Source organism: Marivita sp. (assembly GCF_048006345.1).
GTDB lineage: Bacteria > Pseudomonadota > Alphaproteobacteria > Rhodobacterales > Rhodobacteraceae > Marivita.
The window spans coordinates 4,136,796-4,162,674 of the sequence record NZ_CP180351.1; the positions used below are offsets into that span (position 1 = coordinate 4,136,796).

28 protein-coding genes are annotated in these 25,879 nt (G+C 59.3%); 15 read left to right on the plus strand and 13 right to left on the minus strand.

From position 1 onward, the window contains the following. Positions 1–96 precede the first annotated feature (96 nt). Together ACMVPR_RS20095 and ACMVPR_RS20100 are read left to right on the plus strand one after the other, a co-directional pair. Positions 97–984 carry a LysR family transcriptional regulator gene (locus ACMVPR_RS20095; protein ID WP_416884306.1) on the plus strand — a complete coding sequence of 296 codons (888 nt, stop codon included), beginning with the start codon at positions 97–99 and terminating at the stop codon, positions 982–984. A 1-nt stretch (position 985) separates the two neighbouring features. Beyond that, a complete protein-coding gene (locus ACMVPR_RS20100; RefSeq protein WP_416884307.1) occupies positions 986–1,897 on the plus strand; it encodes a DMT family transporter in 912 nt (303 codons plus the stop codon). Here ACMVPR_RS20100 and ACMVPR_RS20105 read toward each other — a convergent pair. Further along, positions 1,886–2,875, minus strand: coding sequence for a TraB/GumN family protein (locus tag ACMVPR_RS20105; protein WP_416884308.1), 990 nt, complete (start codon positions 2,873–2,875; stop codon positions 1,886–1,888). The two genes, ACMVPR_RS20100 and ACMVPR_RS20105, sit on opposite strands and share 12 nt — an antisense overlap. Before the next feature lie 82 nt (positions 2,876–2,957). Between ACMVPR_RS20105 and ACMVPR_RS20110 the strand changes: the two genes are divergently transcribed. Beyond that, the gene (locus tag ACMVPR_RS20110; protein ID WP_416884309.1) at positions 2,958–3,623 is read left to right on the plus strand and encodes a DUF2161 domain-containing phosphodiesterase; all 666 of its coding nucleotides are present in this window, start codon (positions 2,958–2,960) and stop codon (positions 3,621–3,623) included. 12 nt (positions 3,624–3,635) lie between these two features. Here the strand turns inward: ACMVPR_RS20110 and ACMVPR_RS20115 are convergent, their stop codons facing one another. Further along, complete coding sequence (locus ACMVPR_RS20115; protein ID WP_416884310.1) at positions 3,636–6,131, minus strand: VWA domain-containing protein; 2,496 nt, start codon at positions 6,129–6,131, stop codon at positions 3,636–3,638. Positions 6,132–6,389: 258 nt separating this feature from the next. Here ACMVPR_RS20115 and ACMVPR_RS20120 point away from each other — a divergent pair, with 258 nt between their 5' ends. From ACMVPR_RS20120 to ACMVPR_RS20155, 8 genes are all read left to right on the plus strand, one after another. Further along, positions 6,390–7,397: an ABC transporter substrate-binding protein gene (locus ACMVPR_RS20120; RefSeq protein ID WP_416884311.1), complete on the plus strand. Its 1,008-nt coding sequence runs from the start codon at positions 6,390–6,392 to the stop codon at positions 7,395–7,397. A gap of 58 nt (positions 7,398–7,455) precedes the next feature. Further along, complete coding sequence (locus ACMVPR_RS20125) at positions 7,456–8,256, plus strand: ABC transporter ATP-binding protein (protein ID WP_416884312.1); 801 nt, start codon at positions 7,456–7,458, stop codon at positions 8,254–8,256. After that, positions 8,253–9,017 carry an ABC transporter permease gene (locus ACMVPR_RS20130; RefSeq protein ID WP_416884313.1) on the plus strand — a complete coding sequence of 255 codons (765 nt, stop codon included), beginning with the start codon at positions 8,253–8,255 and terminating at the stop codon, positions 9,015–9,017. Before ACMVPR_RS20125 ends, ACMVPR_RS20130 begins: the two co-directional genes overlap by 4 nt. Positions 9,018–9,188: 171 nt before the next feature. After that, entirely contained in the window at positions 9,189–9,500 is a 312-nt protein-coding gene (locus ACMVPR_RS20135) for a co-chaperone GroES (protein WP_416884314.1), read from the plus strand. 55 nt (positions 9,501–9,555) lie between these two features. Continuing rightward, the gene (gene groL / locus ACMVPR_RS20140; RefSeq protein WP_416884315.1) at positions 9,556–11,193 is read left to right on the plus strand and encodes a chaperonin GroEL; all 1,638 of its coding nucleotides are present in this window, start codon (positions 9,556–9,558) and stop codon (positions 11,191–11,193) included. Positions 11,194–11,429: 236 nt separating this feature from the next. After that, complete coding sequence (locus ACMVPR_RS20145; protein WP_416884316.1) at positions 11,430–12,284, plus strand: DMT family transporter; 855 nt, start codon at positions 11,430–11,432, stop codon at positions 12,282–12,284. A gap of 39 nt (positions 12,285–12,323) precedes the next feature. Further along, positions 12,324–13,103, plus strand: a complete 780-nt coding sequence (locus ACMVPR_RS20150; RefSeq protein ID WP_416884317.1) for an esterase/lipase family protein — start codon at positions 12,324–12,326, stop codon at positions 13,101–13,103. Continuing rightward, positions 13,093–14,241, plus strand: a complete 1,149-nt coding sequence (locus tag ACMVPR_RS20155) for an alpha-D-ribose 1-methylphosphonate 5-triphosphate diphosphatase (protein WP_416884318.1) — start codon at positions 13,093–13,095, stop codon at positions 14,239–14,241. Before ACMVPR_RS20150 ends, ACMVPR_RS20155 begins: the two co-directional genes overlap by 11 nt. On the opposite strand, the gene ACMVPR_RS20160 is transcribed toward ACMVPR_RS20155, so the two are convergent. The 3 genes from ACMVPR_RS20160 to ACMVPR_RS20170 form a co-directional block, all read right to left on the minus strand. Then, entirely contained in the window at positions 14,238–15,308 is a 1,071-nt protein-coding gene (locus ACMVPR_RS20160) for a 5-(carboxyamino)imidazole ribonucleotide synthase (protein WP_416884319.1), read from the minus strand. The two genes, ACMVPR_RS20155 and ACMVPR_RS20160, sit on opposite strands and share 4 nt — an antisense overlap. A gap of 5 nt (positions 15,309–15,313) precedes the next feature. Continuing rightward, the gene (purE, locus tag ACMVPR_RS20165) at positions 15,314–15,808 is read right to left on the minus strand and encodes a 5-(carboxyamino)imidazole ribonucleotide mutase (RefSeq protein WP_416884320.1); all 495 of its coding nucleotides are present in this window, start codon (positions 15,806–15,808) and stop codon (positions 15,314–15,316) included. 74 nt (positions 15,809–15,882) lie between these two features. Next, complete coding sequence (locus ACMVPR_RS20170; RefSeq protein WP_292267735.1) at positions 15,883–16,107, minus strand: YdcH family protein; 225 nt, start codon at positions 16,105–16,107, stop codon at positions 15,883–15,885. Positions 16,108–16,270: 163 nt separating this feature from the next. On the opposite strand from ACMVPR_RS20170, the gene ACMVPR_RS20175 reads away from it, so the two are divergent. Then, positions 16,271–16,684, plus strand: coding sequence for an Hsp20 family protein (locus tag ACMVPR_RS20175; RefSeq protein WP_292267733.1), 414 nt, complete (start codon positions 16,271–16,273; stop codon positions 16,682–16,684). A gap of 3 nt (positions 16,685–16,687) precedes the next feature. Beyond that, positions 16,688–16,915 (plus strand): DUF1150 family protein, encoded by a 228-nt coding sequence (locus ACMVPR_RS20180; protein WP_292267732.1) that lies wholly within the window; start codon positions 16,688–16,690, stop codon positions 16,913–16,915. A gap of 6 nt (positions 16,916–16,921) precedes the next feature. On the opposite strand, the gene ACMVPR_RS20185 is transcribed toward ACMVPR_RS20180, so the two are convergent. The 3 genes from ACMVPR_RS20185 to trxB all read right to left on the minus strand — a co-directional run bounded on the left by ACMVPR_RS20185 (position 16,922) and on the right by trxB (position 20,799). Beyond that, the gene (locus tag ACMVPR_RS20185) at positions 16,922–17,758 is read right to left on the minus strand and encodes a M23 family metallopeptidase (protein WP_416884321.1); all 837 of its coding nucleotides are present in this window, start codon (positions 17,756–17,758) and stop codon (positions 16,922–16,924) included. 129 nt (positions 17,759–17,887) lie between these two features. Beyond that, entirely contained in the window at positions 17,888–19,603 is a 1,716-nt protein-coding gene (locus ACMVPR_RS20190; RefSeq protein WP_416884322.1) for a bifunctional sulfate adenylyltransferase/adenylylsulfate kinase, read from the minus strand. 191 nt (positions 19,604–19,794) lie between these two features. Beyond that, a complete protein-coding gene (gene trxB / locus ACMVPR_RS20195) occupies positions 19,795–20,799 on the minus strand; it encodes a thioredoxin-disulfide reductase (RefSeq protein WP_416884323.1) in 1,005 nt (334 codons plus the stop codon). A gap of 206 nt (positions 20,800–21,005) precedes the next feature. On the opposite strand from trxB, the gene ACMVPR_RS20200 reads away from it, so the two are divergent. Further along, a complete protein-coding gene (locus ACMVPR_RS20200; RefSeq protein ID WP_292267727.1) occupies positions 21,006–21,506 on the plus strand; it encodes an Lrp/AsnC family transcriptional regulator in 501 nt (166 codons plus the stop codon). A 16-nt stretch (positions 21,507–21,522) separates the two neighbouring features. Here ACMVPR_RS20200 and ACMVPR_RS20205 read toward each other — a convergent pair whose 3' ends face one another. The 5 genes from ACMVPR_RS20205 to lgt all read right to left on the minus strand — a co-directional run bounded on the left by ACMVPR_RS20205 (position 21,523) and on the right by lgt (position 25,540). Next, entirely contained in the window at positions 21,523–22,302 is a 780-nt protein-coding gene (locus ACMVPR_RS20205; RefSeq protein WP_416884324.1) for a Hint domain-containing protein, read from the minus strand. A gap of 237 nt (positions 22,303–22,539) precedes the next feature. Then, on the minus strand, positions 22,540–22,692 hold the full coding sequence (locus ACMVPR_RS20210; protein ID WP_416884325.1) for a hypothetical protein: 153 nt from the start codon (positions 22,690–22,692) through the stop codon (positions 22,540–22,542). A 138-nt stretch (positions 22,693–22,830) separates the two neighbouring features. Next, positions 22,831–23,586 (minus strand): peptidoglycan editing factor PgeF, encoded by a 756-nt coding sequence (gene pgeF / locus ACMVPR_RS20215; protein WP_416884326.1) that lies wholly within the window; start codon positions 23,584–23,586, stop codon positions 22,831–22,833. Continuing rightward, positions 23,583–24,659 carry a class I SAM-dependent methyltransferase gene (locus ACMVPR_RS20220; RefSeq protein WP_416884327.1) on the minus strand — a complete coding sequence of 359 codons (1,077 nt, stop codon included), beginning with the start codon at positions 24,657–24,659 and terminating at the stop codon, positions 23,583–23,585. Before ACMVPR_RS20220 ends, pgeF begins: the two co-directional genes overlap by 4 nt. Then, complete coding sequence (gene lgt / locus ACMVPR_RS20225) at positions 24,656–25,540, minus strand: prolipoprotein diacylglyceryl transferase (protein WP_416884328.1); 885 nt, start codon at positions 25,538–25,540, stop codon at positions 24,656–24,658. The genes ACMVPR_RS20220 and lgt overlap by 4 nt, the downstream gene beginning before the upstream one ends. A 93-nt stretch (positions 25,541–25,633) precedes the next feature. Here lgt and ACMVPR_RS20230 point away from each other — a divergent pair, with 93 nt between their 5' ends. Then, on the plus strand, positions 25,634–25,879 hold the full coding sequence (locus ACMVPR_RS20230) for an accessory factor UbiK family protein (protein ID WP_292267718.1): 246 nt from the start codon (positions 25,634–25,636) through the stop codon (positions 25,877–25,879).

Genomic DNA, 25,879 nt, shown 5'->3' on the forward strand with positions numbered 1-25,879 from the left:
AACTTGTTTGCTTGTGAAGAGTACTTAGGTATTGCCTCAGCGCACGAAATAGGAAGATATGCGCAGTTGATGTGAGTATTTGCACAAAGGTGGATTATGGAGCATTGGGACGAGGTGCGCACTGCATATCAGGTTGCTCGGCAAGGCACGGTCAGCGGAGCCGCCGAGGTGTTGGGCGTTCACCACGCCACCGTTATCCGACACATCGACGCGCTTGAGGCGCGGCTGGGCGTCAAGCTGTTTCAGCGCCATGCACGTGGATACACGCCGACGGAATCTGGTGAGGACCTTGCCCGCGTTGCTCAGACGACCGAGGATCAGTTGCAGCAATTGGTCGGACGGATCCGGGGACGCGGTGCCGATGTCAGTGGCGAATTGATGGTCACGTCCATTGTGGAGCTGTCCAATTTCCTTGTCCCGGTTCTTTCTGATTTCAAGGACAAATACCCTGGCGTCGTGCTGCGCTATCTGACCGATGCACGTGTATTCCGACTTGAATATGGCGAGGCGCATGTTGCGATCCGCGCGGGATCAGTTCCCGATGAGCCGGACAATGTCGTGCAGCCGCTGACAAAGCTCAGGATCGGGTTTTATGCCTCCAAGAGTTATGTCGAAAAACACGGGCTTCCCAAAGATGAAGATGATTTGGTGAATCATTTCTTCGTCGGCAACGACAATCCCGATGGCCGTGCGCCGTTCCAACAATGGCTTCGCGCGAAGGTGCTATACGAGCGTGTCGTGTTCCGGGCGACCGACACTTACAGTATGATCACGGCTGTCCGCAGTGGTGCCGGCATAGGCTTTATGCCTGTGGCCCAAGGTGCTGAGGATCCTGATCTTGTCGAGGTGATGCCGCCCAAGGAAGAATGGGTGGCACCCTTGTGGCTGGTCACTCATGTAGACTTGCACCGTACGGCAAAGGTGCAGGCCCTGCTGGCGCATCTCAAAGAGGCGGTCAAAGTGCTTGACGCTGCACATTCCTGATATGACTGAAGCGCATCGCGGTCACTTGGCCATGTTGGCCTTTTCGGCGCTTGTGGCCGGGTCGTTCTCGCTTGGATCGATGGCCGCGCCACATATCGCGCCTGACGCCTTGAACGCGGTGCGTTTTGTCATCGCCTCAGCGATCTTGGCTGTTCTCGTCTTTTCGACCGGAGGTGTGGATCGATCCGCCTTACAGGCACCGTGGCGGTATCTCGTCCTCGCGCTGTTTCTCGTGGCGTATTTTGTCCTGATGTTCGAAGGGCTGAAAACCGGCGCACCGGTTTCGATGGCTGCAGTGTTCACGTTGACGCCAATGATCGCGGCCGGGTTCGGCTGGCTGCTGCTGCGTCAGGTCCTGACCGGACGGATGGCCATCGCGCTGACCATTGGCGGCATCGGTGCGCTTTGGGTGATCTTCCGCGCCGAGCTGTCTGCGCTTCTGGCATTCGAAATCGGTCGCGGTGAAATGGTCTACTTTGTGGGCTGTGTGGCCCACGCCGTCTATGCGCCGATGGTGCCCAAGCTGAACCGGGGCGAACGCCCTGCGGTCTTTACGCTGGGTGTGCTGATTACGGGCGCGGTGCTGTTGTTGGTTTTCGGGTATCCGTCAATAATGGCTACGGAGTGGGCCGAATTACCGCCAATCGTTTGGGTGACCATTGCCTACACCTCGGTCTTTGCCAGTGCGGCGACGTTCCTGCTGCTCCAATATGCGACCATGCGTATTCCGTCAGCCAAGGTCATGGCCTACACCTACCTCACGCCAAGCTGGGTGATCCTGTGGGAAATGGCGCTTGGGCGGCCGCTTCCGCCAATGCTCATTCTTGTGGGGGTCGGACTGACGATGGTGGCGCTCGGACTTCTGCTCAAGGATGACAGCCAGGTCCGGGGCAGAGTGGCGTCAGAAGGGTAATCTTTCTAGCGAAAAACCCTCGGCCTCAAGAAGGGCCAGAACACCATCACGCCCCGGCAAATGCGCCGCGCCGAACGCCGCGATGACGGTTTCGTACTTTTCCGTTGCCTCAATCAGAACCGGGATCCAGGCGCGGTTTCGGTCGATCAGCAGTTCCTGCTCCATAGTCGCAAAAATCTCGGCTGCGGCATCTGACGGGATCGGGCTGTAGCGCTCGGCAAGAATGGTCGACATGGCCCAGCCCTCTGCGGGGGCTTCGTCGAAATAACTCGCCAGCATCGTTGCAAACAAATCTTCGCTTATGGCCGGATCGACCAGAGCAGACAGCATCATGTCGATCTGCACATCGCGGGGCTGATCCGCAAAGGCGGCGAAAATCGTCTCCACATCCTCAAGCGCGGCACTGGGAATGCCAACTGAAGCCGCGATTTCTTCGATGCGGGCATCCATACCTCCTTCGGAGAGATCGGTCTCAGACGCACAAGGCGGAATGGCCAGAAGAATTGACACGTACCATGGCTGAAACCGCGCGGCCATGAAGGGCGGAATGCCGCGCGCATTCAGCGCCTCTGACATCTGTGCCCATTGCGCCTCGCTCAGCAAATCAGGCAGCGTCGCGTCCGGCATGAGCAAAAGGCTTGGATCGGTCGACAGGCGCTGCTGCAAAGCGAGCTCATCTTCGTTTGTCATTTCCAGCAAGAGCAGATCGGCGCTCTCAACGATGCTGCGCAGGCGGTTCAAGGGGGCATTCAGACGTGGATCAGACAGGTGCATCGTGCCGATCAGATGCAATGTGGAACCGTCCCGCGTGGCTTTCCAATGATTGCCTTTCGCAAACGGGTCGTCGGCGACGATGGCGTCAAGGCGATCTCGCTCTCCTTGGTCAAGTGTGGCGCGCAGGTCATTGCCCGAACAGGCGGCAAAGGCAGGTAAAGCCAGCACGAGACAGCACAAAACCTGCAGCAGGCGAGCAATCATCCAAGTATCCTTTTCGGTGTTCCCTGTCGGGAAGCTAGGCGTTGCGCTTGTCAGGGGCAAGACGGTCACGCATTGATGAGGCATGGAACGTGAAGCCGATCTTTATCCGCCTGTAAAAGCCTTTCTTGAGGCGCAGGGATATTCCGTCAAAGGCGAGGTCGGCGCGGTGGATCTGGTTGCAGTCCGGGGTGATGAAGACCCGGTCGTGGTCGAATTGAAACTGCGTTTGAACCTGACGCTCTATCATCAGGCGGTGACGCGGCTGCGACTGACCGATCTGGTGTATATTGCGGTGCTCAAGCCGACGGGGCGCAATGCACGCCGGTCCTTGCGCGAAAACCGGATCATGTGCCGCCGCCTTGGGCTCGGGTTTTTGACTGTGCGTGCAGACGGGGTTGTCGAAGCGCAGTGCGATCCGGGTCCCTATCTGCCGCGCCAGACAAAAGCCAAGCGCGAAAAGCTGCTTCGCGAGTTTCATCGGCTCGAGGGTGATCCGAACGCCGGGGGCGCCACCCGCCACGGCATCGTCACCGCCTACCGGCAGGATGCGCTGCGCTGCGCGATGTATCTTGCCGAAACGGGAGCCGAGAAAGGATCTATCGTGGCCAAGGCGACAGGCGTGGCCAATGCTACGACGCTGATGCGCGACAACCATTACGGTTGGTTCTGCAAAGTCGAAACGGGTGTGTATGACCTGACGCCGGACGGGCGTCAGGGCTTGGCGGATTGGGGCGAAAGCCTTGGCTAGATCGGCATAAGCTTATTCGACCTTGATCGTCGCAGATGCGATGCTTTCGCGGTCCTGACGGATGAAATACTGCACCACGTAGTCTCCCGGAGCGTCCGGCAGGGTGATCGTCGCCGGGTTGCCGCTGCGCGTATAGGCCCAGCTTTGCCATTGTTCGCCGCCCGTTGCGCCCGCAGGACCAACGCCGATGTAGTCTTCCGCGTAATCAGGCCCGGTCCAGCCGATTTCGACGGTGGCCCCCGGTGTCGCCGTCGCGGGCACAATCAGCGTCGCCTCAACCGGGGTCACGGTGATTGGGGTTTCTGCAATCGCGTTGCGGTCTTGTCTGACGAAATACCGGATCAGATAATCCCCGGGTGTTGCTGGAACCAAGAGCTTTGCGGGCGTTCCGTCGCGCGTATACACCCAATTTTCCCATTGGTTTGCCCCATCCGCGTCTGCACGTCCAATCCCAAGGTAGTCCTCGCTGTAATTCGGTCCGGTCCAAGCGACGTCGATGGTCGATCCGGCCGGAGCGCTGGCCGGAGCCTGAAGTGTCGCCTCAACCGGTTTCAGCGAAATCGGCACAGAAGTCAGAGGTGTGCGATCCTGCCGCTGGAAATAGGTGATAAGGTACTCACCGGGTTCCACCGGCATCACCAGATCAAGCGGGCTGCCCTCGCGGGTGTAGGTCCAGTTCTCCCACTGGTTTGCACCGTCGGCATCTGCGCGCCCGATGCCGATATAGTCCTCGTCGTAGTTCGGGCCGGTCCAGCCAATTTCGATGGTCGATCCGACGAATGCTTCTGTTGGCGCCGTGATGCTGGCACTGACCGCCGTCAACGTGATCGGAACCGACGTGAGCGGTGTGCGGTCCTGCCGTTGGAAATAGGTAATGACGTACTCACCGGGTTCGGCGGGCATCATGAGGTCAAGAGGGCTGCCCTCGCGGGTGTAGGTCCAGTTTCCCCACTGGTTCGCACCCTCGGCATCGGCGCGCCCGATGCCGATGTAATCTTCGTCATAGTTCGGTCCGGTCCAACCGATTTCGATGGTCGATCCGGCAACGGCCTCGGTCGGCGCGGTGATGCTGGCTGTGACCTCGGTTGCCGTAAACGCGATGGTCGTCAGCGGCGTTCTGTCCTGCCGCATGAAGTAGGTGATGGCATAGTCGCCGGGCTCTGCCGGGATGGTCAGTTTCGCCGGTGACCCGTCGCGGGTATAGGTCCAGTTCTCCCACTGGTTTGCTCCGTCTGCTCCCAGCTTGCCGATGCCGATATAGTCCTCTTTGTAATTCGGACCTGTCCAGTCGACCATGATTTCAGAGCCCGCCGGTGCCTCGGCCACGGTCTGGAGGGTCGCGGTCGCGGGTGTGACCATGATCTCGGTCTGTCCCAACGGTTCGCGGCCATCGCGTTTGAAATACGTGATGACATGCGGGCCGGGTGTGGGCGGAACCAAAAGGTCTACCGGGTTGCCGGACGATGTGTAGCTCCAGTTGCGCCACTGGTTTGCACCGTCTGCATCTGCGGCACCGATCCCGATATAGTCTTCCTTTTCATTCGGGCCGTCCCATCCCACCTGGATCGTGCTGCCTGCGACCGCTTCGGCAGGGGCCAGAACGCGCGCCTTTTCCTGCGGCGCAGGGAAGGCGATTTGCACTGTTGCGCTGTCACCAATCGCCACGAATTGGCGGGTCATTTCGGTTTCCAGCGCAACGCTGTAGGCGATGGCGGTGTACGATCCTTCGGGCAATTGCAGGTCAAGCGGATTGCCTTCGGTATCGCTGAGGACGGTGTCGGTGTTGCTGGTCAGTTCCCAAAGCACCGGGCCGGACACCAACATGTCCGTGCCTTCGATCACGGCTGTCAGCGTGGTTGGCACGACGACAGGTTCGGGGTCCGGTTCGGGGGCGGCGGCCACCTGTGTCAGGGCGGCGGTCAACTGATCCGCGGTGTCGGCAGTGAGGAATTGCCCGCCGGTTTCGTCGGCGATGCACTGCATCTGCGCCAAAGCCTCGGGGTCAGAGCCAACGTCGAAACCGATCACATGGGCGGTGAAATCAATGCCGGCCTCTTCCAACAGGCGCGCGGCTGCGCAGGGATCGGGATTGCAGGTCTCAACCCCGTCACTGACAAGGATGACGGTCGCCTTTTCCTCGGTGTAGCGCAGGGCTTGCGCAGCGGCGATGACTGCGTCGGTCATGGGCGTCTTGCCCAAAGGTTTGATCCCGTTCACAGCGGTCGCAATCTGGGCCGCCGTTCCCGGTGCCGGGGCGACGACCGTTTCGATATCCGTGCATTCGCCGCGTTCGCGGTGGCCATAGACCGTCAGGCCAAGCCCCTGTTCCGCCGGGAAATCCGACAGAAGCTTGCCCACGACGTCTTGCGCGATGGTGATCTTGGCAACGCCATCGACCTGTCCCCACATTGACCCGGATCCGTCCATCACGAGAACCGTGTTGGGCTGGTTCTGCGCGGTGGCGATCGTGGCAAAAGCCGTCAGAGAAAGGGCAAGCAAATGTCGCATCGGGTGCGTCCTCGAAATCAGGTGATTCAATGACACCAGAGAAGCACGTTGAATCGGACATGCACAGGTTTCGCAGAACCAAAAATTTGCTTTTTTTGCTTGGCGAAAAGACGCCGTGTGCTAATGATTTGAGCAAGTTCGCGAAAGCTGCTCAGAAATTATGCGCCCTTGGCCTCTGAAAATAGGTGGACGGTCCTTCGTGTTCCGTTTCTCCAACTGATGGAACAGCTTGCCTCGAACAAACCTTGGAGATTCTCGATGCTTAAACGTACGTTGGCGGCCTTTGCCACCACACTCAGCTTCGCAAGTGCCGCCTTTGCACAGGCTGATTTTCCATTTGCGCTCGACTGGAAATTCGAAGGTCCAGCGGCCCCTTATTTCGTGGCCATCGACAAGGGCCATTTCGAAGCGGCCGGCCTCTCGGTCGAGATTTCGGCCGGGCAGGGGTCTCTGGATGCCATCCCGAAAGTGGCGACCGGTGCCTTCCCCGTCGGGTTCGCAGACATCAACTCGTTGATCAAGTTCCTCGACCAAAACCCCGGTGCGCCTGTCACGGCTGTGATGATGGTATACGACAAGCCGCCTTTCGCTATCATTGGCCGCAAGTCGCTGGGTGTCGAAGTGCCGAAAGACCTTGAAGGCAAAGTCCTGGGCGCCCCGCCCCCCGATGGCGCATGGGCGCAGTTTCCGGCTTTTGCCATTGCCAACGATCTGGATGTCGCGTCAATCACCGTTGAACCGGTCGGCTTCCCGACCCGTGAGCCGATGCTCGCCGAAGGCAACGTCGCCGCGATCACAGGCTTCTCGTTCTCGTCCTATCTGAACCTTGTGCGTCTTGGCGTGCCGGAAGAGGACATCTCGACCATCCTGATGGCGGATTATGGCCTCTCGCTTTACGGCAACGCGATTATCGCGAACACCAATTTCGCTGCCGATCATCCCGAGCTGATCAAAGGGTTCCTTGGTGCGGTCGCCGCCGGTTGGAAAGATGCGATTGCAGACCCGGATGCCGCGATTGCCAGCCTGATCGAACGCAACCCGGCGGCCGATGCAGAGCTTGAAAAGCGCCGTCTGCAACTGTCCATCGATGCCAACGTCGCGACCGATTACGCGATGGCCAATGGCATGGGGGGTATTGACGCCGACCGTATGGCAAAGGCGATCGAGCAGATCGCACAAACCTACGAGTTCCAGAACGCGCCCGACGCAAGCCTCTACTTTACGGATGCCTACCTGCCGGACGCGGCTGCGCGGATGCTGAAATAAAACTTCCAATGGGCCGGTCGTGCGTGTCACGGTCGGCCCTTGTTACAAGGCGGTGCGCGTGTCGGGAAATCTCATCGAAATCAAAGGCGTGCGACACGCCTACCAAACCAAGGCGGGTCCCTTGCCCGTGCTGGATGGATTGGAACTGACTGTTCCCGAAGGCGGATTTGCTGCTGTGGTTGGGCCGTCTGGTTGTGGTAAATCCACACTGACCCGTCTGATCGCTGGCCTGATGAAACCCGATCAAGGCGAGGTCTGGCTCCACGGTGAATTGGTCAAAGGGCCGAAGTCGACTGTGGGTATGGCCTTTCAGAACCCCGTGCTGCTGGAATGGCGGACCATACTTCAAAACGTCATGCTGCCGCTCGAGATTGTGCCGACCAAGCTGACTAAGCGCGAACAGGAAGAGCGGGCGCGCAAGCTGCTGGCGCTTGTCGGTCTGGAAGGTTTCGAGGACAAACGCCCCAGTGAACTCTCTGGCGGGATGCGGCAGCGTGCGTCGCTGTGCCGGTCAATCGTGCACAAGCCCGAAGTGCTGATCCTTGACGAGCCGTTCGGGGCACTAGACGCGTTCACCCGCGAAGACCTCTGGCAGACCATGCACAAGGTCAAGGCGGAAGAGCCGTTCACCGGCGTCCTGATCACCCATGATCTGCGCGAGTCGATTTTCCTGGCCGATCAGGTGGTCGTGCTGTCGGGGCGGCCTGCCAAGACACAATACGTGATGGATGTGCACCTGACAGGTCAGCGCGACATCGAACATCTTTATACCCCGGAATCGGCGGAGGCGCTGAACATCCTGCGGCGCCAGATTCAGATCGCGCAGGGCCGGGCTGATGGACACGAGGCCGCCCAATGACGCTTCGCAATATCATGGTCCCTGTTCTGGCCATCGTGGTCTTCGGCCTGTTGTGGGAACTTCTGGTCTGGGCCAACGGCTGGCCGAACTACGTGATGGCCTCGCCATCGGATCTGCCCCCCGCCTATGCGCGGTATTGGGACCTTTTCATTGTCATGGGGTGGCAGACGTTGTGGCGGACGGTGGTTGGCCTGTTGCTGGCCATCGCCTTCGGGGTCTTCCTCGGCATGATCATGGGCTTCTCACGCACCATGCGAGATGCGCTCTATCCGTTGTTGGTGGGCTTCAACGCGATCCCCAAGGCGACCGTGGTTCCCATCGTGGCTCTGCTTTTTGTCGGCGATCACAACTTCAACACCATCCTGATCGCGTTCATGATCTCGTTCTTTCCCATCGCGGTGTCCGTCTCTATTGGCCTGAGCACGCTTGAGCCGGAATATCGCGACATTCTTGCCTCTCTGGGGGCATCCAAGACCAAAATCTTCTGGAAAATTGCTCTTCCCAAGACCCTGCCCGAGTTCTTCGGGGCCCTCAAGGTGGCGGTCACACTGGCGTTCATCGGCACCAATCTGATGGAAATCGTCTCACCCCATGGGCGCGGACTCGGTGCGCTCTTTGACTCGGGCAAGACCAATTCGGATTATCCGCTGATGTTCGCGGTTTTGATCGCGCTCGCTCTGATGGGGATCGTCCTCTACTACGTGGTGGTGTTTCTGGAGAAGATTTTTGCCGGTTGGGCAGAACGGTCTCCGAGCTACTGATCCCGCAAGCGGCCTTGCGCCGAACTCCATAAATTTTTGCGGCGAAAAATGTTGACTCACGCTTGCGCGATGCCTAGTTATCCGCCGTTAGCACTCGACCCTATAGAGTGACAACAGTCCTTCGGGGAGCGAGGGACTTTAGTGGAAACCTTTGAGCAAGGAGACTCGAAGATGGCATTTAAACCGCTTCATGACCGCGTGCTGGTCCGTCGCACTGAGAGTGACGAAAAAACTGCTGGTGGCCTGATCATCCCAGATAGCGCCAAAGAAAAGCCGGCAGAAGGCGTGGTTGTTGCGTGTGGCGAAGGCGCGCGCAAGGACAGTGGCGAGCTGATCGAGATGGCCGTTTCGGCCGGCGACAAGGTCCTTTTCGGCAAATGGTCGGGCACGGAAGTGACGGTCAATGGCGAAGAACTCCTCATCATGAAGGAGTCGGACATCCTCGGCATCATCACGGACGACGCAGCAGCGAAAGCTGCCTGAACGCCCGTCGTGGTTCCAAACCAACACCTCTGACTAAATTAGTGGAGACTAAGCGATGTCTGCAAAAGACGTAAAATTCAACACAGACGCCCGTTCGCGCATGCTGAAGGGTGTCAACATCCTCGCCGACGCGGTGAAGGTGACCCTCGGCCCGAAAGGCCGCAACGTTGTGCTCGACAAATCCTTCGGCGCACCGCGCATCACCAAAGACGGTGTGTCCGTGGCCAAGGAAATCGAACTGGAAGACAAGTTCGAGAACATGGGCGCACAGATGGTGAAGGAAGTTGCTTCCCGCACCAACGACGAAGCCGGTGACGGCACCACCACTGCAACCGTTCTGGCACAGGCCATCGTCAAAGAAGGCATGAAGTCGGTTGCAGCTGGCATGAACCCGATGGATCTCAAGCGCGGTATCGACCTCGCAACGGCGAAAGTCGTTGAAGCGATCAAAGCTGCGGCCCGCGACGTGACCGACAGCGACGAAGTCGCACAGGTCGGCACCATCTCCGCAAACGGCGAAGCTGAAATCGGCCGCCAGATCGCGGACGCGATGCAGAAAGTCGGCAACGAGGGTGTCATCACCGTCGAAGAAAACAAAGGCCTCGAAACCGAGACCGATGTCGTCGAAGGCATGCAGTTCGACCGTGGCTACCTGAGCCCCTATTTCGTGACCAACGCTGACAAGATGACCGCAGAGCTCGACGACTGCATCATCCTGCTGCACGAAAAGAAACTCTCTTCGCTGCAGCCGATGGTTCCGCTGCTCGAGTCCGTGATCCAGTCGCAGAAGCCGCTGCTGATCATCGCGGAAGACGTCGAAGGCGAAGCGCTGGCGACCCTCGTGGTCAACAAGCTCCGTGGCGGCCTCAAGATCGCTGCAGTCAAGGCACCGGGCTTTGGCGACCGTCGCAAGGCGATGCTGCAGGATATCGCAATCCTGACCGGTGGCCAGGTGATCTCCGAAGACCTCGGCATGAAGCTTGAGAATGTCACCATTGACATGCTGGGTTCGGCCAAGAAGGTTCAGATCAACAAGGACGAAACCACAATCGTCGACGGTGCAGGCGAGAAGGCCGAGATCCAGGCACGTGTTGCCCAGATCCGCAACCAGATCGAAGAAACCACTTCCGATTACGACCGTGAAAAGCTGCAGGAACGCGTTGCGAAGCTTGCAGGCGGTGTGGCTGTCATCCGCGTTGGTGGCATGACCGAAATCGAAGTGAAAGAGCGCAAGGACCGCGTGGACGATGCTCTGAACGCGACACGTGCCGCTGTTCAGGAAGGTATCGTCGTCGGTGGCGGTGTTGCTCTGGTACAGGCCGGCAAGACCCTCGCAGGTCTCGAAGGTGCAAACAGCGACCAGAACGCCGGTATTGCCATCGTGCGCAAGGCGGTTGAAGCACCGCTGCGCCAGATCGCAGAGAACGCAGGCGTCGACGGTTCGGTTGTTGCTGGCAAGATCCGCGAAAGCAACGATCCGAAGTTCGGCTACAACGCGCAGACCGACGAATATGGCGACATGTTCAAGTTCGGCGTGATCGACCCGGCCAAAGTTGTGCGCACAGCGTTGGAAGACGCAGCGTCCATTGCTGGCCTGCTGATCACAACCGAAGCCATGGTTGCCGACAAGCCGCAGAAAGAAAGCGCTGGCGGCGGCATGCCCGACATGGGTGGCATGGGCGGCATGATGTAATCAGCAGATATCCTTCGGGATGTCTGGCGGATTATTCTGCAGACCTACACACAAAGGCGCCCTCGGGCGCCTTTGTTCATTCTCAGAGGGTGCTTTGGATCGCTTGGGAATTAACCTCGAATTAAGGCGCGCCTAAGAATCTTCGTACGAAGATTCTCAGACCCGCTGAAAGCTTTTGCGAAAGACCGTACGAAAAGGTGTCTGGCCACCGCCTGCGTGACGCGTTAGCCAATCACATGCGTCTTCTTCTCCTGACCTTCCTGACCCTGATTGCCTTTGCCTCGAACTCGATCCTGAACCGTGTGGCCTTGGCGCATGGGGATATCGATGCGGTCGCGTTCGGCGTGGTCCGCCTCTGCGCCGGCGCTGTCATGCTGGCTGCACTCGTGATGCTCCGGGACCGCCGTCTTGTCCTTGGCGGCACTGGCCGCACTGTCGGAGTGCTGTCGCTCTTCGTCTATATCTTCGGGTTTTCACTGGCCTATGAAAGCCTGGACGCCGGGCTTGGTGCATTGATCCTCTTTGGCCTCGTGCAGATCACCATGTTCGCCGGTGCGCTGATCGGCGGTGAACGCCCCGCGGCGCGGCGCTGGGTGGGGGCGGGCGTCGCGTTCGGTGGGCTTGTCTGGCTGCTCTGGCCGGGCCACTCGGCGGCCCCAAGCCTCTGGCACGCAAGCCTGATGGCCGTCGCCGGTATCGCGTGGGGCATCTATTCGCTCAACGGGCGAAGCGCATCGGATGCCCTTGGCGCAACGGCGGCGAATTTCTGCATTTCCGCAGCATTCGCACTGGTCGGAACACTGATCGCCGTTGCGTTTCTTGACGGGATTCACCTGTCCTCGGCAACGGCATTTGGCGTGGCAATGGCCATTCTTGCTGGAGCGGTGACATCAGGTATCGGGTATTCGATGTGGTACACGGTCCTGCCTCATCTGCGCGGCAGCACGGCGGCGGTCACCCAACTCACTGTCCCGGTCATCGCTATTGCTGGCGGTGCGGTGATCCTGTCGGAAACGGTGACATCGCGGTTGATCGTGGCGGCCCTGCTTGTTCTGGGCGGGGTTCTGTTGGCCGTCACGTCGCGGCGCTAGCCTCTTTCTAAATGTGACCGCACCACGTATCTGACGCTTATGTTTCGCCGTCTTGCCCTGTCCGTTGCAACCTTGATCACGCTGTTCGTGGCGCAGCCTGCCCGTGCGGACTGCGTGGTGCTTCTGCACGGGTTGGCGCGGACGGAAACCTCTTTTGCGCTGATGCAATCCGTGCTCGAGGCAAAGGGCTACACCGTCAAAGCACCCGGCTACCCGTCGACGACGGCGCGCATACAGACCCTGGTCGGGGAAACCTTACCGGCAGCTGTGGCGTCGTGCGAAAAGGATCGTATCCACTTCGTCACCCATTCCATGGGCGGCATTCTCTTGCGGTTCTGGCTCAAGGACAATCGACCGGCCAATCTTGGACGGGTTGTCATGCTGGCCCCGCCCAACCAGGGCAGTGAACTGGTGGACGAGCTGGGGGGACTTGAACTCTTCGAGTGGCTCAATGGTCCTGCGGGTCAACAGTTGGGAACCGCTCCCAATGATCTGCCGAAATCGCTGCCGCCGGTCGATTTCGATCTTGGAGTTATTGCTGGCACAAGATCTCTCAATCCGTTTTTCTCAAGCCTGATACCCGGTCCGGATGATGGCAAGGTTTCAGTCGAGTTGACCAAGGTGGCAGGGATGCGCGCCCATCTGACCATGCCGGTCACCCATACCTTCATCATGCAAGCCCCTTCTGTGATCGCGCAGGTTGACCTTTTCCTGCGAACAGGACGGTTTGACCCGGAACTGGATTGGACCCAAGCCATCAATACCGAAGAACTGGCCTGTATGTTCGGCATCTGCCCGGAGCCTGCAAATGAGCCTTGAGTGTACGCTTGTTGGTACCAAAATCCTGACTTCTGATGGGTGGAGTGATGCGCCCCTGTCGGTGTCGGATGGTCTGATCGCGGCTGACCAGACTGGACGCGTGATTGACCTGTCGGGGTATCTTGTCCTGCCGGGGATCGTCGACCCACATGGGGACGGCTTTGAACGGCATATGGCCCCGCGCCGTGGGGCGTTGCGCGAGGCTGAACATGGCGTTGTTGCCGTGGCGGCGGAGCTTGCTGCGAACGGCATCACCACCGCTGTTCTGGCCCAGTTCTTTTCATGGGAAGGCGGCATGCGCGGGCCCGAATTTGCCGAGCATGTGTTCCAAAGCGTGGCTGCCGTTCGCGACAGCGTCGCTGTGGACCTGCAACTTCAATTGCGGTTGGAAACCCATCTCCTTGACGACTTTGCCCGCGCCGAAGCCGCCATCGATCGGTTCGGGATCGGCTATGTGGTCTTTAATGACCACTTGCCGCACCAGCGTCTGTCAGAAGGGCGCAAGCCGCCGCGTCTGACTGGGCAGGCGCTTAAAAGTGGACGCAGCCCAGAGGCGCATCTTGCCCTGATGCAAGACCTACACGCACGGTCCTCAGACGTGCCCGCAGCACTTGATGCGTTGACCGAACGGCTGGTTCAGAAGGGTATTGTCCTTGGGAGCCATGACGACAGCACACCCGAGGATCGCGAGGAATGGGCCGCGCGCGGCGCCACTGTCAGCGAATTTCCCGAAACGCTGGAGGCGGCGCAAGCGGCGCGGGACGATGGTGCGCAGATCGTGTTGGGCGCTCCCAATGTTGTGCGTGGGGCCAGCCATGCTGGGAATATCGCGGCATCGGAACTTGTGGCGCACGGCCTTTGTGATGCGCTTGCGTCAGATTACCATTACCCGTCACCATTGCGCGCAGCCTTTCGGCTGGAGGAGTTGGGCTTGTGCGATCTCGCCTCTGCTTGGGCCATGCTGTCCACCGGTCCTGCACAGATGCTTGGCCTTGCGGATCGAGGCACCCTTGAACCGGGCAAGCGGGCGGACCTGATTGTCGTTGATCCAACGACCCGCCGTGTGGAAGCAACCATTGCAGCAGGTCGCGTCGCGCATCTTACCGGCACGGTCGCGGAGCGGTTTCTGCGCAGTTAAGCCCGCTTGATGTGGTTCACATGGCCCATCTTGCGGCCGGGCTTCACCTCTGCCTTGCCGTAGAGGTGCAAGGCGCAATCCGGCGTTTTCGCCAGTTCCGGCACGCGGTCCATATCGTCGCCGATGAGGTTTTCCATCACCACGTCCGCATAGCGCTGACCGTCACCCAAGGGCCAGCCCGTGATGGCACGGATATGTTGTTCAAACTGATCCACGGTGCAGCCGTTCTGGGTCCAGTGCCCTGAGTTGTGAACCCGCGGCGCAATTTCGTTCACGATCAGTCCGCTCGGCGTCACAAAGAGTTCGACCCCCATCACGCCGACATAGTTCAATGCGTTTGCAATCTTTGCGGCCAGCAATACGGCATCGGTGCGCTGGCTCGCCGTCAGGCGCGCGGGAACGGTTGTGGTCCGCAGGATGCCGTCGCTGTGGACATTCTCTCCGGGGTCGAAGGCTGCGACTGCGCCATCCAGACCCCGCGCGGCGATCACTGAGACTTCATGCGAGAAATCGACAAATCCTTCCAGAATTGCGGGTGCCCCCTGCATGTCCGCCAAGGCCTGCGCTGCGTCGTCACGCGTCATGATACGCGCCTGTCCTTTGCCATCATAGCCAAAGCGGCGGGTTTTCAGGATCGACGGGGCGCCGATCTGATCAAGCGCTGCCTCAAGGCTGGCGGCGTCGGTGATGTCGGCAAAGGGCGCAGTTTGAAGACCCAGATCCCGAAGAAAGGTCTTTTCCGTCAACCTGTCCTGACTGACGCGAAGCGCCTCGCGACCCGGATGGATCGGGGCAAGATCCTGTAACAGGTCCAGCGCTGAGGTTGGAATATTCTCGAACTCGTAGGTGATGATGTCCACCGATTGACCAAAGGCGCGCAGAGCGGCCTCGTCGTCATAGGCGGCGGTCGTCACCTGATCGGCCACCTGACCTGCCGGAGGATTCGGGCCGGGCTCATAGATATGGCAGCGAAATCCAAGACGGCTGGCTGCGACCGACAGCATTCGGCCAAGCTGACCACCGCCGATAATGCCGATGGTCGATCCGATAGGGAGGGCAAGCGTCATGGGTGTTATCCGTCGTCAGAAGGGGCGTCAGGGATTGAGGCCGAGAGGTCAGCGCGCCATTGGTCAAGGCGGGCAGCCAGATCGGCATCCTGCAGGGCCAGAATCCCGGCGGCCATCAAACCGGCATTCGCCGCACCGGCGGAACCTATGGCCATGGTTGCCACGGGAAATCCGCGTGGCATCTGCAGAATGGAATACAGACTGTCGACACCCGACAATGCACGTGTCTGCACCGGCACACCAATCACCGGCACACGGGTTTTGGACGCCATCATGCCGGGGAGGTGCGCCGCACCTCCGGCGCCCGCGATAATCACCTGCAAACCCCGGTCAACGGCAGTCTTTCCATAGTCCCAAAGCCGATCCGGTGTGCGATGCGCCGACACGATCTTGGCCTCATAAGGCACATTTAGCGCATCCAGCATATCGGCCGCTTCTTTCATCGTTGGCCAGTCCGACTGACTGCCCATGATGATGCCGACCTTGATCGATTCTGACATGGCGATATGCCCCTTCAGGTGTTCGGAGCGCGCACTATAGCCAGATCGGATCGGGGGGCAACTCGGCCCAGCCCTCAGGCGATGATATCAGGCAGAAGCCGGTCTTCGATCTGGGCGATCTTGTCCTTCAACATCAGCTTCTTCTTTTTCAGCCGTTGAAGGGTGAGCTGGTCCGCCGTTCCGGTTTGCTGCATGGCACGAATGGCTTCGTCCAGATCACGGTGCTCGCGGCGGAACACCTCGAGTTCGACCCTCAGGACGTCGTCTGTTTTCATCGACAGATCAGTAGGAGCATTCATGATGCGGCTTGGTCCCCGATAAGTGGCTGGGACCGGGAAGATAACCCTATTCTGCGATTCCGCAAAGCCCTTGCGTCTTGTTCCTTGCGCCCCCATATTTCTTTCTGTCGGTCGCCAGAACGGGGCCGCACAAACACAGTCGCTTGCGCAAAAGGACGTGTCGATGACGAAACTGACTTTGGGATCCTATCCCCACCTTCTGGGGTTCGAGCAGTTGGAGCGTTTGCTCGAACGCACCGCAAAATCCGGCAATGAAGGCTATCCTCCTTTCAATATCGAACAGACATCGGAAGGATCCTACCGGATCACTCTGGCTGTTGCAGGTTTTCGGGAACAAGATCTGGCCATCACCGTTGAGGACAGACAGCTTGTCATTCGCGGCCGACAGCAAGACGATACAGCCGACCGGATGTTCCTCCATCGCGGGATTGCCGCGCGCCAGTTCCAGCGCAGCTTTGTTCTCGCCGATGGTGTCGAAGTGGGAGAGGCGATCATGGAGAACGGGCTGCTGCATGTCGATCTGACCCTGTTGCGTCCCGAAACCGTGGTTCAGACAATCCAGATCAAAAAGGGGTAGACCATGAATACGCCGTTCGATTTCAAAGATGCAGACCAGTCCAACCTCGTTTACGTGCGCCCCGTTGCTGTCGCCGATTTGCCGGATGAGGTGCGTGACGAACTTGGGGACAAGACAACCATTTACGCCGTCCACCGCGCCGATGGCGAACGCCTTGCGCTTGTGAAAGACCGCAAGATGGCCTTCATGCTGGCGCGGCAGAACGATTTTGCTCCGGTCACGGTGCACTAGGCCAAATCATCTGACAGCGCGCAGCGTCGTTCCTCTTGGAGGGCAACGCACGGCACCCTGATCTGTGGCAAATCGAAACGGGAGCGTTTCGCTTTTCACCGTCTTTGAGCCGCGGATCACGTCGAAATGCAGATGCGGGCCGGTGGATTGGCCCGTATTGCCTGAATAGCCAAGTAGCGTGCCTGCCCGAACCCTGTCTCCCAAATTCACGCTGACGCCACCCGGCCGGAGGTGGAAGTATTGCGCCAAAGTCCGGTCTGCGTGCTGGAGGATCACATAATTGCCCTGATCCTGGTAGTCTTCGCCCGGCCCTCCGCTGCGTGAATCCTCTTTCAGGTCAACCACCACCCCATCCCGTGCTGCGTGGATTGGCGTACCTTCGGGCATGTCGAAATCGACAGCGTACCGATGCGCGCCAACGTGCGTGAAGCGGCCGTTGCAGCTTTGACCTACCCGAAAAGCTTTGCCCTGCGCAAAAGGCAGCCGATAGGCGTAGCTGTCATCATGCCGCGCAGTGATGTCGCCGCGGCTCCAGGTAAACGTGTAACTGTAGGACCACGCCGCGTTCCGTCTTTGGGACAAGGTGAACAAAAGCACCCGCTCATTTCCGTTCAGAACGAACGGTCCCGAACTGCCTTCCGTGCGCTGAAGGTTTGTCACATCCAGTTCAATGTTCAGCGTGACTGGCAGAAGCCTGTATCGGTTCTCGGCATAAAAAGCGATTGCGCTGCCGCTTTGCACGGTCTCGATGCAGACCTTCTGAAACTTGGTGTCACAGCTTCGGTCCGCCGCCGCAAATGACGGAGTGACGATCGCAAGAGCGAGCAGAAGTCGTTTGAACATGGCTGTATTGCTACTGTTGTCGAACACTGTTCGTACTAGGCCACGATACAACCCACAGCACAACCGCGTCCTGACGGACACGCCTTAAACGAAAAGGGCCGGGAACTGTCCCGGCCCTGCATTGTGTTCTTATTGACCCGCGATCAAACCAAGGCTTTCGAGTTTCAGGATGACCTGATGCGCGCAGTTGTCGACCTCGACATTCTCGGTCTCGACCCGCAGCTCCGGGTTTTCCGGCACATCATAAGGGTCTGAGATCCCCGTGAATTCCTTGATCTTGCCTTCCCGCGCCAGCTTGTAGAGCCCCTTGCGGTCGCGGCGTTCGCATTCCTCGAGGCTCGTGGCGACATGCACCTCGATGAAGGCGCCGAACTGTTCGATGTCTTCGCGCACCGCACGGCGTGTTGTGGCATAGGGTGCAATCGGCGCACAGATCGCGATACCACCGTTTTTGGTGATCTCGGATGCAACATAGCCGATGCGGCGAATGTTCAGATCGCGGTGTTCCTTGCTGAACCCCAACTCGGATGACAGGTTCTTCCGCACGATATCGCCATCCAGCAGCGTGACCGGACGCCCGCCCATTTCCATCAGTTTGACCATAAGCGCGTTTGCGATGGTCGATTTGCCTGAACCCGAAAAGCCGGTGAAGAACACTGTAAAGCCCTGCTTCGACCGCTGCGGTTTGGTCTTGCGCAGTTCGTTTACCACTTCGGGGAACGAGAACCACTCTGGGATCTCAAGACCTTCGGCCAGACGGCGGCGCAGTTCGGTCCCCGAGATATCGAGGATCGTCACCTTGTCCTTGTCCGCGATTTCATCCATCGGCTCGTACTGGGCGCGTTCCTGCACATAGACCATCTGTTTGAAATCAACCATTTCGAGACCGATCTCGTCCTGATGTTCGCGGAACAGATCCTGCGCATCATAAGGACCGTAAAAATCCTCACCCTTGGAGTTCTTGCCGGGGCCAGCGTGATCGCGGCCGACGATGAAATGCGTGCAGCCGTGGTTCTTGCGGATCAACCCATGCCACACGGCCTCGCGCGGTCCGGCCATGCGCATGGCAAGGTTCAACAGGCTCATTGTCGTGGTGGACTGGGGATACTTGTCCAGAACGGCCTCGTAGCACCGAACGCGGGTAAAATGGTCCACGTCGCCGGGTTTGGTCATACCGACCACCGGATGGATCAGCAGGTTGGCCTGCGCCTCTTTCGCGGCGCGGAAGGTCAGTTCCTGATGCGCGCGGTGCAGCGGATTGCGGGTCTGGAATGCGACCACCTTACGCCAGCCCAGCTTGCGGAAATAGGCGCGCAATTCATTCGGCGTGTCACGGCGACCACGGAAATCATAGTGTACGGGCTGCTGGATACCTGTGACCGGACCACCCAGATAGACCTTGCCCGCCTTGTTGTGCAGGTAGTTCACAGCCGGGTGGGCGTCGTCATCCGCGCCAAAGACCTTTTCCGCCTCGCGCGCCTTGTTCGGCACCCAGCGGTCTGTCACGGTCATCGTACCAAGGATCACACCTTCCTGATCGCGCAGGGCGATGTCCTGACCGATTTCGAGGTTTTCTGCGAATGCTTCAGACACGTCCAGAGTGATCGGCATTGGCCAGAGCGTGCCGTCTGCAAGGCGCATCTTCTCGACGACGCTGTTGTAATCCTCTTCGCTCAGGAATCCCTTGAGTGGGTTGAAACCGCCATTCATCAGGAGTTCCAGATCGCAAATCTGGCGCGGCGTCAGATCGTGGCTGACAAGGTCAGCGGCTTCCAGCTTCAGCTTCTGCGCACTGTCATATGAGACATAGAGTTCCGGGATCGGGGCAAGGTTCTGGGGATACATTATTCTGCTCACTGTCCAATTTTGCGCGCTGGTTACGCCCTCAGCCGGACACAAGTCCAGAGACAAGGTCACGCAGCGTTGCAATTCGGGAAGATGTGCGGAATTTGCGCCAGTTTTGGTGACGGACTACCGAAAATCCACTGGAAACAGAGGATATGGGTCGGATTTCTGTGGCCGACCCATAGTCATTCTCACTCTGCCGCGGGTGCCTCTGCGCCATAGCCCAAAGGCTCGGACACAACTTTTCCGGCATCATCGCCGACTTCCGCAAGGAACCGCTCTGCCTCAAGAGCTGCCATACAGCCCATGCCAGCCGATGTGACCGCCTGACGATATTTGTGGTCGGTCAGATCACCTGCAGCGAACACACCTGGGATCGAGGTTTCGGTGCTGTCGGGCTTGGTCACTACATAGCCGCCCATGTGCGTTTCCAGAACATCCTTGACCAGTTCATTGGCCGGTGCGTGGCCGATGGCAATGAACACGCCCTTGCAGGGGATCTCTTTGATCTCCCCGGTCTCAACGTGTTTCACGCGGACACCTTCGACGCCCTTCGGCATATCGGTGCCGAACACCTCGTCCAACTGGTGATGCCAGAGCGTTTCGATCTTTGGGTTCTTGAACAGCCGGTCCTGAAGGATCTTTTCCGCTCGCAATTCGTCGCGGCGGTGGATCAGGGTCACCTTGGAGGCAAAGTTCGTCAGGAACAGCGCTTCTTCCACAGCGGTGTTGCCGCCACCGATCACGACGATTTCCTGACCGCGATAGAAAAAGCCGTCACAGGTCGCGCAGGCTGAAACACCGAAGCCCTTGAACGCGTCTTCCGACGGAAGACCCAGCCATTTTGCGCGGGCTCCGGTGGCAAGGATCAAAGCATCCGCTGTGTAAACCGTGCCGCTGTCTGACTGCGCGGTGAAGGGGCGTTTGGACAGGTCAAGCGATGTGATCAGATCGCCGATGATCTCGGTCCCCATGGCGCGGGCATGCGCTTCCATGCGGACCATCAGGTCCGGACCCTGCACTTCGGTATCGCCGGGCCAGTTCTCGACTTCGGTGGTGGTGGTCAGCTGGCCACCCGGCTCCATGCCCTGCACGAGGATCGGCTCGAGCATGGCGCGGCTCGCATAGACACCAGCGGTGTAGCCGGCAGGGCCGGAGCCGATGATCAGAACCTTGGTATGGCGTGTGTCGGACATGGGGGCAGCCTCGCATCAAAGCAGTAAGTGACTCTTGTGTCCTACGGATATATGCGTCTGCTGCCCGGTTCGCAAATCAATGCAAGACAACATCCCGCAGGTTTAAGCTGTGATTTGATTGTTTAAGATTGTTGCGCGGCGTTGAAACAATATTGCGCACAGCCTGCGGGTGATATAACAATACCAAAAAATCAGGGGTGCTGAGAATGCCGTCACATCGGTTGGATCCAATAGACCGCAAGATACTGGCAGAGCTTCAGGCAGATGGTCGCATGACCAACGTCGAATTGGCGCGCCGTGTGGGGATTTCGGCGCCGCCGTGCCTGCGCCGTGTGCGCACCTTGGAAGAGCAGGGCTTCATTCGCGGATACCACGCAGAGGTTGATCCACGCGAGTTGGGCTTCGAAGTGCAGGTCTTTGCCATGGTCGGTCTCCAAAGCCAGGCCGAGGCGGATCTTCGCGCGTTCGAGGACCGATGCCGCGGCTGGTCGCTTGTCCGCGAGTGTCACATGCTGAATGGGGAGGTCGATTTCATCCTCAAATGCGTGGCGCCGGATCTGAGCACGTTCCAGAGCTTTCTGACCGGTAGCCTGCTGACCTCTCCCAATGTGGGCAGTGTCAAAACTTCGTTGGTGATCCGGGGCGCGAAAGACGAACCCGGCGTGCCGTTCGACATCCTTGAAGCGCGGCTTGGCGACCCGGCCTGACCCGCTTTTCGGGCGGTTAGGCGACCCTCAGGGTTTCGATCACATCGCGCGTCGTACGCGGGAAGGCAAGATCCCCAAACGCCTCTAGATTATCCAGATGTGCGAACATGGACTGCAGCATGGCGCGCACCGAGGTGCCAATATCGGCTGCGGAAATGCGGCCAGGATGGTAGCTTTCCAGTTCGTGCCCATTCGCGCGAATGATGCCGTGGCGGCGCAAGGCAAAGTGATAAAGTTGCACCGGTCCCGGTGGGGTAATGCGCAAAACCCTGTCGCCATCGATATAGTCGCTGGCCGGGGCCAGAACGGCGTCACAATTCAGCAGATCGGGAAAGCGATCCTGTCGGATCACCATCCGGGCGGCAGGACCAAGCAAGAGATCGGTTTGGTCCATGCCGATCCCCGGCAAACGGAGCAAATGGGTGAGAGAGGTGGTATCAGCGGCAAAGTCCGGCAGGTATGGCGTGCTGCCGATCCAGACAACCGGTTGGGGCCCACGATGGGTTTCGACCAGATCGCCGGGGATCAAATCCTCGACGGCAATCGGCCCCATGACCGTCGAAATCAGGGTGCCGCGCGCGAAGGCCGACGCACAGGCTTCAAATGTTGCGGACGCGGGAACTGTGAAACTGGACTCGGACACGGACTGGTCCGGGAGGAGTGCGGCAGCCTCGATAGTGCGGGTGAGAGGGACGTCGCGTCGAGGCTGCCCGTCGAACGTGGCAACTTTATCGGTGGAAACTGCATAGGCATTGAAGTCGGTCGTCGCCGCGCGATCGGTCGAGGTCTGAGCCATGTGATACCTTTTACGTTAGGTCACATCCGCGTTGGCCCCCACCAACAACACCAGAAGGACGGTGCAATTTCGTTGAGCATAAAATGGCTGATCAATGTTTGATTCGTCAAAAAACAACGAAAATTGGCCGCGAAATCGCGGCCAATTTTCTGACAACTGGGGGATTGTCGTACTCCTTGGAACAGCGCTGCCACAATTGGGGAGGATTGTGGCGGTCCGGCTGTTCTCGGGGCGTTCTCAGGCGCGTTTGCGGGCGGCCTCTTCAGCGGCTTGCGCCTTGATCCGGTCAAACATGGCTTTGCGTGTCGCGCCACGCTGGAAGGGAAGTGCAGGAAGTTCCTCTTTCGATGTTGCAACGACAGAGGCGATGAATTTCGAAGTGCGCGACATTGGACTGCTCCGGTGGTGTTCCGTTGTTTCTTGATCCTAAATAACCCGCGCAATTGGGCGCGTTTGTGACCAAACGTGGACAATCTCGGTGTATTACTGTGATTGATTTGGGCAGCGCGCCAATGGCGCAGATGCCTGTCAGAGCCGGATCACGGAAATCAAACGGCCGTAATCTGCCTCGCGCGCATGGGTCGCGCGACGGTAGGAATAAAAGCGATCTGCGTCAGAATATGTACAGTGCCGTGTCCATTCGGCGTCCACACCGGCGCTGCGAAGCTTGTGCAATCCAAAGCCCGGCAAATCGAAATGGAACTTGTCTTCCACACCGTTGACGAAGAACCGCGCATATTGTGGGTCTTCGGCCAGAAACGCATCCAGAAATTCGGGTCCAACCTCGTAGGCGCGCTGGCTGATACTGGGTCCGATCACTGCTTTGATTGTTTCGCGGTGGGCACCAAGCGCGATCATCGCGTCGATGGTCGCCTCCAAAACGCCGTCCAGAGACCCGCGCCACCCGGCATGCGCCGCGCCGACCACGCCCGCGTCATGATCCGCAAAAAGCACCGGCTGGCAATCGGCGGTCAATACACCAAGAGCCACACCCGGCGTCTTTGTGACCATGGCATCGGCTTTCGGTTTCGGGGTGCCAAATGGCCCATCGACAACCTCGACCTTGGCGGAATGGACCTGATGAACGCTGACAAGCTGCTCACCGGGCACCTCCATTGCGTCGGCGACGCGACTGCGGTTGATGGCCACGATTTCCGTCTGGTCTGTCGATCCTGCGCCGCAGTTCAATCCTGCAAACACACCCGACGACGCTCCGCCGCGCCGCGTGAAAAAACCGTGGCGCAGGGGGCCAAGGCTGTCTGACGTAATGATTTCCAGCGTCATGGGTCCAGTCCGGGCGGCGGCGACTCGTCCACTGGGTACAGCCCCAGCACTTTGAACAAGGAACCCATTTCATCGGGGTGGGTCAACCGTCGATGTGCTGCCACATGCGCGTCGAGTGCGTCGCCGTTCAAACTCTTGGCCAGACTCTGCGCACGCGGCGTAATTCCGAGCCGTTCAAGAAAGACACCCTGATTGGTCAACTGGCTGGCGGCGCATCCCGCGATCAAGGCCGCCCGTGCCAAAGCCTCGAAATCGACATGGGCGGTCAGATCGGCGCGCCCCGGTTCGGCAAATGGATCTACAGGTCGGTGTGCACGTACGGCTTGAAAGGTATCGCCGTCGGAATGCCATCCACCATAATCGATGAAAAGCGCCATGCCGCCATTGGGCGCGATCCGGCGTGCCAACGCATCCACCACCGCCGTCGCGTGGGCGCAGGTCTCGATCAATGCGCCCGGCACGGTGTCATCCAGACGATTGTTAAGTGCGTCAATCGGAACCGGATCGCTCAGACCGCGCTGCAATCCGCCGTCTTCCGAAAGCCCCACCATCACCTCGCGCCAGCCTTTCGGATCGCGTTGAAACTGCCGGATCGGAAGCGCATCGAAAAACTCGTTGGCGATAACGTAGACCGGCATTTCTTCGGGCAGCGTTTCCGCGCTGTCGTGCCAAGTCGGGTCATGTGCGGGAAGGGCGGCCGCTTGCAGGGCGCGCATGCGGTTAGACGCCTCAACCAGATGCAGCTCTGCTGCGGCATGAAACCCCGGCACCTGCAATGTCGCCCGCATCACATCCGCAATCAACGTTCCGCGCCCGGGCCCTAGCTCGACCAAGGCAAAGCGATCTGGTGCGTCTTGGTCCATCCAGCTTTGCGCAAGGCAAAGGCCGATCAGTTCTCCGAACATCTGGCTGATTTCTGGCGCGGTGGTGAAATCGCCGTCCACACCCAAAGCGTCCTGTGTGGTATAGTAACCGTGTTTCGGATGCAGAAGGCACGCTGACATGTATTGCGCGAGGGTCATCGGCCCCGTCGCCTTGATCTGCTTGCGAAGGAGGTCAGCAAGAGCAGTCATGCGCGGCGTGCCGTTGTCCAAAGGTAAACGCCGATCAGGATCATCGGCACTGACAGGATTTGCCCCATGGTCAAACCGTATCCACCGAGATGCCATGCAAGGCCGAGCGGGTTGCCCTCGGATACAAACTGCGCATCGGGCTGCCGCACGAATTCCACAAGAAAGCGCGCGACACCGTATCCCCCGATGAACAATCCGACGATCCGCCCCGGCACTTTCAATGCGCCCTTGCGGAAGGCAAGCCACAGCAGAACCGCCCCCAGGAGCAGACCTTCCAGAAGCGCCTCGTAGAGCTGCGACGGGTGGCGGGCACAAATCTCCCCAAGCGCCTGGCCACAGGATTGCGCACCCTGTCCCGGAAACTGGACGCCCCAGGGCAGGTCCGTCGGACGACCCCAAAGCTCTGCGTTGATGAAGTTTGAAATCCGCCCCAGCAACAGCCCCGGTGGCGTCGCGAGCGCCATCATGTCCGCCGTCGGGCGCAACGGCAAACCTTCCTTCATGCAGTAGATCAGCGCAGCAAGGATGACCCCGATCAGACCACCATGAAACGCCATGCCGCCCTGCCACACCGCGATGATTTCTAGCGGATTCGCGAAATAGTAGCTTGGCTGGTAAAACAGCACGAACCCAAGCCGCCCTCCGAGGATGACCCCAAGGATCACCCAGGTCAGCAATTCCTCGACCTGTTCGGGGCGCATCGGTGGCGTGTCGCCCGCCCAAAGCGTCACCCGCTTCACGGCCGCAACCGCGATCCGCCACCCGATCAGGATGCCCGCGATATAGGCCAAGGCATACCAGCGCAACGCGAATTCCATCCCGAAGATCGGGATCGTAAACAGCTCTGGCGAGACATTCGGAAAAGGCAGACCCGTGGACATGCGCGCAGATGCTCATCGCTCTGCGGCGAAGTCAACCTTGTGCCGCGTGGGTGTGCAGCCCATATAGAGGTCAAGCAAACGCCGGAGGCAGACATGCAAACCCGTAACAAGGTATTCGAAGACATTTCGCAACTGATGACCAACGCCATGGGTGTGGCTCAGGGCGCGAAGGAAGAGGCCGAAACCGCGATGAAGTCGATGATCGACCGCTGGCTCGCGGACCGCGATTTCGTCACCCGCGAAGAATTCGACGCCGTGCGCGCGATGGCGATGAAAGCGCGCGAGGAGAACGAAATGCTCAAGGCCCGTCTGGACGCGCTGGAAGCAGCCAAGAAGTAA

Coding starts and splice junctions, on each gene's coding strand:
- purE (WP_416884320.1), bottom strand. CDS start 15,808: ATGTCAGAATCGATCAAGGTCGGCATCATCATGGGCAGTCAGTCGGAC.
- ACMVPR_RS20150 (WP_416884317.1), top strand. CDS start 12,324: ATGTTTCGCCGTCTTGCCCTGTCCGTTGCAACCTTGATCACGCTGTTC.
- ACMVPR_RS20135 (WP_416884314.1), top strand. CDS start 9,189: ATGGCATTTAAACCGCTTCATGACCGCGTGCTGGTCCGTCGCACTGAG.
- ACMVPR_RS20105 (WP_416884308.1), bottom strand. CDS start 2,875: ATGATTGCTCGCCTGCTGCAGGTTTTGTGCTGTCTCGTGCTGGCTTTA.
- ACMVPR_RS20220 (WP_416884327.1), bottom strand. CDS start 24,659: ATGACTGCTCTTGCTGACCTCCTTCGCAAGCAGATCAAGGCGACGGGG.
- lgt (WP_416884328.1), bottom strand. CDS start 25,540: ATGTCCACGGGTCTGCCTTTTCCGAATGTCTCGCCAGAGCTGTTTACG.
- ACMVPR_RS20100 (WP_416884307.1), top strand. CDS start 986: ATGACTGAAGCGCATCGCGGTCACTTGGCCATGTTGGCCTTTTCGGCG.
- ACMVPR_RS20205 (WP_416884324.1), bottom strand. CDS start 22,302: ATGGCTCAGACCTCGACCGATCGCGCGGCGACGACCGACTTCAATGCC.
- pgeF (WP_416884326.1), bottom strand. CDS start 23,586: ATGACGCTGGAAATCATTACGTCAGACAGCCTTGGCCCCCTGCGCCAC.
- ACMVPR_RS20230 (WP_292267718.1), top strand. CDS start 25,634: ATGCAAACCCGTAACAAGGTATTCGAAGACATTTCGCAACTGATGACC.
- ACMVPR_RS20120 (WP_416884311.1), top strand. CDS start 6,390: ATGCTTAAACGTACGTTGGCGGCCTTTGCCACCACACTCAGCTTCGCA.
- ACMVPR_RS20200 (WP_292267727.1), top strand. CDS start 21,006: ATGCCGTCACATCGGTTGGATCCAATAGACCGCAAGATACTGGCAGAG.
- ACMVPR_RS20190 (WP_416884322.1), bottom strand. CDS start 19,603: ATGTATCCCCAGAACCTTGCCCCGATCCCGGAACTCTATGTCTCATAT.
- trxB (WP_416884323.1), bottom strand. CDS start 20,799: ATGTCCGACACACGCCATACCAAGGTTCTGATCATCGGCTCCGGCCCT.
- groL (WP_416884315.1), top strand. CDS start 9,556: ATGTCTGCAAAAGACGTAAAATTCAACACAGACGCCCGTTCGCGCATG.
- ACMVPR_RS20170 (WP_292267735.1), bottom strand. CDS start 16,107: ATGAATGCTCCTACTGATCTGTCGATGAAAACAGACGACGTCCTGAGG.
- ACMVPR_RS20185 (WP_416884321.1), bottom strand. CDS start 17,758: ATGTTCAAACGACTTCTGCTCGCTCTTGCGATCGTCACTCCGTCATTT.
- ACMVPR_RS20130 (WP_416884313.1), top strand. CDS start 8,253: ATGACGCTTCGCAATATCATGGTCCCTGTTCTGGCCATCGTGGTCTTC.
- ACMVPR_RS20175 (WP_292267733.1), top strand. CDS start 16,271: ATGACGAAACTGACTTTGGGATCCTATCCCCACCTTCTGGGGTTCGAG.
- ACMVPR_RS20095 (WP_416884306.1), top strand. CDS start 97: ATGGAGCATTGGGACGAGGTGCGCACTGCATATCAGGTTGCTCGGCAA.
- ACMVPR_RS20115 (WP_416884310.1), bottom strand. CDS start 6,131: ATGCGACATTTGCTTGCCCTTTCTCTGACGGCTTTTGCCACGATCGCC.
- ACMVPR_RS20210 (WP_416884325.1), bottom strand. CDS start 22,692: ATGTCGCGCACTTCGAAATTCATCGCCTCTGTCGTTGCAACATCGAAA.
- ACMVPR_RS20180 (WP_292267732.1), top strand. CDS start 16,688: ATGAATACGCCGTTCGATTTCAAAGATGCAGACCAGTCCAACCTCGTT.
- ACMVPR_RS20110 (WP_416884309.1), top strand. CDS start 2,958: ATGGAACGTGAAGCCGATCTTTATCCGCCTGTAAAAGCCTTTCTTGAG.
- ACMVPR_RS20160 (WP_416884319.1), bottom strand. CDS start 15,308: ATGACGCTTGCCCTCCCTATCGGATCGACCATCGGCATTATCGGCGGT.
- ACMVPR_RS20145 (WP_416884316.1), top strand. CDS start 11,430: ATGCGTCTTCTTCTCCTGACCTTCCTGACCCTGATTGCCTTTGCCTCG.
- ACMVPR_RS20155 (WP_416884318.1), top strand. CDS start 13,093: ATGAGCCTTGAGTGTACGCTTGTTGGTACCAAAATCCTGACTTCTGAT.